The sequence below is a fragment of the Kitasatospora sp. NPDC001603 genome (assembly GCF_040298365.1).
Lineage (GTDB): Bacteria > Actinomycetota > Actinomycetes > Streptomycetales > Streptomycetaceae > Kitasatospora.
On the sequence record NZ_JBEPAA010000013.1, the window covers coordinates 21,638 to 26,418 of the forward strand.

4 protein-coding genes and 1 pseudogene are annotated in these 4,781 nt (G+C 71.4%); all 5 read left to right on the plus strand.

Annotated features, from left to right (window positions below):
- Positions 1–256: 256 nt before the first annotated feature.
- Positions 257–376, plus strand: a pseudogene (locus tag ABT263_RS11405) (siderophore-interacting protein); the annotation flags it as partial.
- Positions 377–711: 335 nt separating this feature from the next.
- Positions 712–1,677, plus strand: coding sequence for an acetylglutamate kinase (gene argB / locus ABT263_RS11410; RefSeq protein WP_502885787.1), 966 nt, complete (start codon positions 712–714; stop codon positions 1,675–1,677).
- A gap of 136 nt (positions 1,678–1,813) precedes the next feature.
- A complete protein-coding gene (locus ABT263_RS11415; protein WP_352290078.1) occupies positions 1,814–3,184 on the plus strand; it encodes a lysine N(6)-hydroxylase/L-ornithine N(5)-oxygenase family protein in 1,371 nt (456 codons plus the stop codon).
- 67 nt (positions 3,185–3,251) lie between these two features.
- Positions 3,252–3,512, plus strand: coding sequence for a phosphopantetheine-binding protein (locus ABT263_RS11420; protein WP_352290080.1), 261 nt, complete (start codon positions 3,252–3,254; stop codon positions 3,510–3,512).
- Between the two features lie 91 nt (positions 3,513–3,603).
- On the plus strand, positions 3,604–4,593 hold the full coding sequence (locus tag ABT263_RS11425; protein ID WP_352290082.1) for an ABC transporter substrate-binding protein: 990 nt from the start codon (positions 3,604–3,606) through the stop codon (positions 4,591–4,593).
- Positions 4,594–4,781: the final 188 nt, after the last annotated feature.

Sequence of the window (4,781 nt, forward strand, 5' to 3'; positions counted from 1 at the left end):
GGGCCGCGCACGTATCTTCCGGTCCCGCGGTACGACCGGCAGCCGAGGACGCCACCCAGGTAGCGGCCACCACCCGCCCCCCGAACGGTGGTTGACGGCCGGCCGGGAGGCGGGTGGTGGCCGGAGGGTCGACGTCCACCATCCCGACAGCGAGGTTAGCCTTCCCTAATGTTTGCCCGAGCTGGAGGCTGTCGCGGGCCACGGCCATTGCTGGTAGGGCGTCGTCCTCAAGCCGAGGCGGGGCAGGGACTTCGCGTTGACGGTGACCGGCGTCGAGGACGTCACCGAGAACTGCCGCCGGGTGCGCTTCACGGACGGCGGGCTGCTCGCGGCCACCGGTGTTCATCCGACCAGGTGGGTGCGGGTCTGGTTTTCTCGGTGCCCACCCAGTTCGCCCGCCGGGAACTCGCCCTCCCGAAGGGGCGGTTGCCCGCGCTCGGCTACTGGCGCCCGTGACCGCGTCGCCGCGGTGGGGCGGTCCGGGCGGACCGTGCTCCGGGCGCCCCGGTTTCGCACGGGCGGGCGACGTTCGTACGGGATGGTGACGGGAAGGGTGAAGAAATGTAAGGTTACCCTTGCCTAAGTGGTTCTGGAGCGACCGAACCGCACTCCCTCCGGCACTCGCGAAGCCGGGTGGCGGGGTGGAGGGGAGCGAATGCCGCACATCCCGGTGCGGGCATCCTGAGTGCAGGGGGATCGGTGGAGAACGGCCTGGCCGGGCGCGCACGTCGCACCGGGGTTGCTGGAACTTCGCGCACGGGTGGCCCCCTCGCGGCGCTGCCGTGGCTGGAGCGGTTCCGCGGCAAGATCGTCGTGATCAAGTTCGGCGGGAACGCGATGGTGGACGAGGGCCTCAAGGCGGCCTTCGCCCAGGATGTCGTGCTGCTCCGTTACGCGGGTGTCCGGCCGGTCGTGGTGCACGGCGGCGGTCCGCAGATCAGTGCCCAGCTGGGGCGCCTCGGGATCAAGTCCCACTTCACCAACGGCCTGCGGGTCACCACGCCGGAGGCGATGGACGTCGTCCGGATGGTGCTGGCCGGTCAGGTGCAGCGCGAGCTGGTCGGCCTGGTGAACCGCCACGGCCCCTTCGCGGTCGGCATGACCGGCGAGGACGCCCACACCATGACGGCCGTCCGGCGGCACGCCGTCGTGGACGGCGAGCGGGTGGACATCGGGCAGGTGGGTGACATCGCGTCCGTCGATCCCTCGATGGTGCGCACGTTGCTGGCGGACGGCAGGGTCCCGGTCATCTCCCCGGTCGCGCGCGGCGTGGGCGGTGACGTCTACAACGTCAACGCGGACACCGTCGCCGCCGCGGTGGCCGCCGCGCTGGGCGCGGAGCTGCTGGTGATGCTCACCGACGTGGCGGGGCTCTATCGCGACTGGCCGCGCTCGCAGGAGGTGGTCCCCTCGCTGACCGCCACCCAACTCGCCGAACTCCTACCGAACTTGGCGAGTGGCATGGTCCCGAAGATGGAGGGCTGCCTGCGGGCCGTCCGGGCCGGCGTGGGCAGTGCGCGGGTGCTGGACGGGCGGGTCCGCCACGGGGTGCTGGCGGCCTTCGGCGGGCCGCCGGTGGGTACCGAGGTGGTGCCCGACGCGCCGCTGGTGCGCCGGGACGAGGCGGCCGGCGCGGAAGGGCGGCAGGTCGCGATGGTCGGTTCGGGCACGATCTGAATTTGACTCACCCGATCACGTGATAGAACTTAGGTAAGCCTTACCTATGGCAAGTGGGCGAGTGACGGACGGCCGCCGCGGCGGTCGACCGGACACCGGCGGGGCCGAGAAGCAAGAAGCAACGGAAGGATCGATCATGTCGAGCGAGAACGGCGCAATCGACCGAGGCGAGGGCGCCGACGACCTGGTCGGCATAGGCTTCGGTCCCGCCAACCTGGCCCTGGCCATCGCCGTCGACGAGCACAACCGCCGGGACCCTCAGCAGGCACTCAAGGTCGGCTTCCTGGAGAAGCAGGCGACGTTCGGCTGGCACCGCGGGATGCTGCTGGAGGGGGCGACCATGCAGGTCTCCTTCCTCAAGGACCTCGTGACGATGCGGGACCCCCGCAGCCGCTTCACCTTCCTGACCTACCTCCAGGAGCGCGGCCGGCTCGCGGACTTCATCAACCAGAAGTCCTTCTACCCGACCCGCCTGGAGTTCCACGACTACTTCGAGTGGTGCGCCGCCGAGTTCGCCGGTCGGACGGCCTACGGCCGCGAGGTCACCGCGGTCCGCCCGGTGACCACCCCGGACGGCCGGGTCGAGGTCGTCGAGGTGGAGTCCCGGTCAGTCACCGACCCGGCCGACCGCGAGGTCCGGCTGGCCCGCAACATCGCGGTGGGCACCGGCCTGAAGCCGCGGATGCCCGAGGGCGTCACCGCCGGGGACCGCGTCATCCACACCCGCGACCTGCTGTTCCGCGCCCCCGACCTGATCGAGCGGCGCGCGGAGCTGCGCCACCGCCGCTTCACGGTGGTCGGCGCCGGCCAGTCGGCCGCCGAGGCCGTCGAGTTCCTGCACCGGACCTTCCCCGAGGCGGAGATCTGCGCCGTCCTCACCCGCTACGGCTACAGCCCGGCCGACGACAGCCCGTTCGCCAACCGGATCTTCGACCCGTCCGCCGTGGACGAGTTCTACGCCGCGCCGGACGAGGCCAAGCGGACCCTGCTCGACTACCACGCGAACACCAACTACTCGGTGGTCGACGGTGACCTGATCGAGCAGCTCTACCGGACGGTCTACCAGGAGAAGGTGGCCGGCCGGGAGCGGCTGCGGATCCTCAACGCCACCCGGCTCACCGGCGTCGGGCAGCTGGCCGACGGCGCCGTCGCCGAGATCCGCTCGCTGACCACCGGCGAGACCATGGCTCTGGAGTCGGACGCGGTGGTGCTCGCCACCGGCTACGAGCACGTCGACCCGCGGGACCTCCTCGGCGACCTCGGCGCGACCTGCCGCACCGACCAGCTCGGCCGCCTCCGGGTCGACCGCGACCACCGGGTGCTGACCGACGACCACGTCGAGGTGGGGATCTACCTCCAGGGCGGCACCGAGCACACCCACGGCATCACCTCGTCGCTGCTCTCCACCCTGGCGGTGCGCTCCGGCGAGATCTGCGACTCGCTGCTGCTGCGCCACACCGGCCGCCAGCTGCGGGCCGAGGACGGCCGCCTCGGCGTGACCGGCTGACGGTCCGCCGGCCTGCCGGGCCGCACCGGCGAACTCCCCCTCGACCTGGAAGCGAAAGAACCACGCCATGACCGACACCACCCCGTCCGGGTCCGCCCCCGTCCTGGACACCGAGAGCATCCGCGCCGACATCGCCGAACTCCTCGGCGAGGAGCCGGCGGCGGTCGGTGACGACGACGACCTCCGGGACCTCGGGCTCGACTCGATGCGCCTGATGCACCTGATCGAGAAGTGGCGCGCCCGGGGCGCCCGGGTGGACTTCGCCGACCTGGCCGACCTCGGCGCCCCGACCGTCCGGGTGTGGTCCGCCCACCTCTCGGCAGCCTGACCCCCGAGCGGCCCGCGGGGCTCACCCCTCGCCCCGCCCACCGCACGCCCAGCGCCCCCGCGCACGCCACGCAGTACCCCCAAGGAGAACGATGAACACCCGTGCCCTGCCGTCCCGTGGTCTGAGAATCGCCGCCGTCGCCGGTGTCGCCGCCCTCGGCCTCACCGCCTGCGGCTCGAACGGCGACAGCAGGAGCGAGGCCGCCTCCGGTGCGTCCGGCGGGGCCAAGGCCGCCCAGGTGATCGAGGCGACCAACGGCAAGGTCACCGTCCCGGCCGGGGTCAAGCGGATCGTCTCCGTCTCCTACGCCACCGGCGCGCTGCTCGACCTCGGCGTCCAGCCGGTCGGCACCAGCACCATCGACGACAACAACCCGATGGAGCTGCTGCCCTCGCAGACCGAGGCCGCCAAGAAGATCGAGGCCATCGGCTCCGGCATCGAGATCAACGTCGAGAAGGTCGCCTCCCTCAAGCCCGACCTGATCGTGGTCGAGGGCGCCACCGCCTTCGACTGGGGCGTCAGCAAGCTCGAAGGCATCGCGCCGACCCTCTACTTCGGCATCGACAAGCCGGTCGACCTGTACACCGCCCAGGAGAAGATCGCCACGGCCGTGGGCAAGGAGGCCGAGTTCAAGAAGCTGAAGTCGGACTACGACACCAAGGCCGCCAAGATCAAGGCCGACTACGCCGGCAAGCTCAACACCGTCAAGTGGACCATCGCGTCCTCCTACGGCGGCGGCGAGTTCCTCGTCGACACCAGCAGCTCCTGGGTCGGCCGGGTGCTGAGCGACGTGGGCGCCACCTTCTCCCAGGCGTCCGGCGACACCAAGGAGCACGAGGTCACCTACTCGACCGAGAAGCTCGACGTGCTCGCCGACGCCGACATCATCCTGGTGCCCAGGATGGCCGCCACCGGCGAGGTCCCGCAGGACACCAAGGACCTCGACAAGCAGCCGTCCTGGAAGAACCTCAAGGCCGTCCAGGCGAACAAGGTCATCCCGGTCACCTACGCGACCAGCGACCGGTACGGCACCTCGATCGACGTGCTCGGCCAGATCGAGACCATCCTCAAGGGCCTCTAGGCCCCGGCCGGCCCGCCGGGCACCTCCCGGCGGGCCGCCCCGCGCCCCAGCACCGCGCACACCAGAGCGCACCAGCACACCAGGGCGCACCAGCGCACCAGCACGCACCACCACGCACCACAGCGCACCAGCGAGCGCCCCGGGCTTGCATCGTCGGCGGGGCCGCACCGAACCGGGAAGGGCCGACC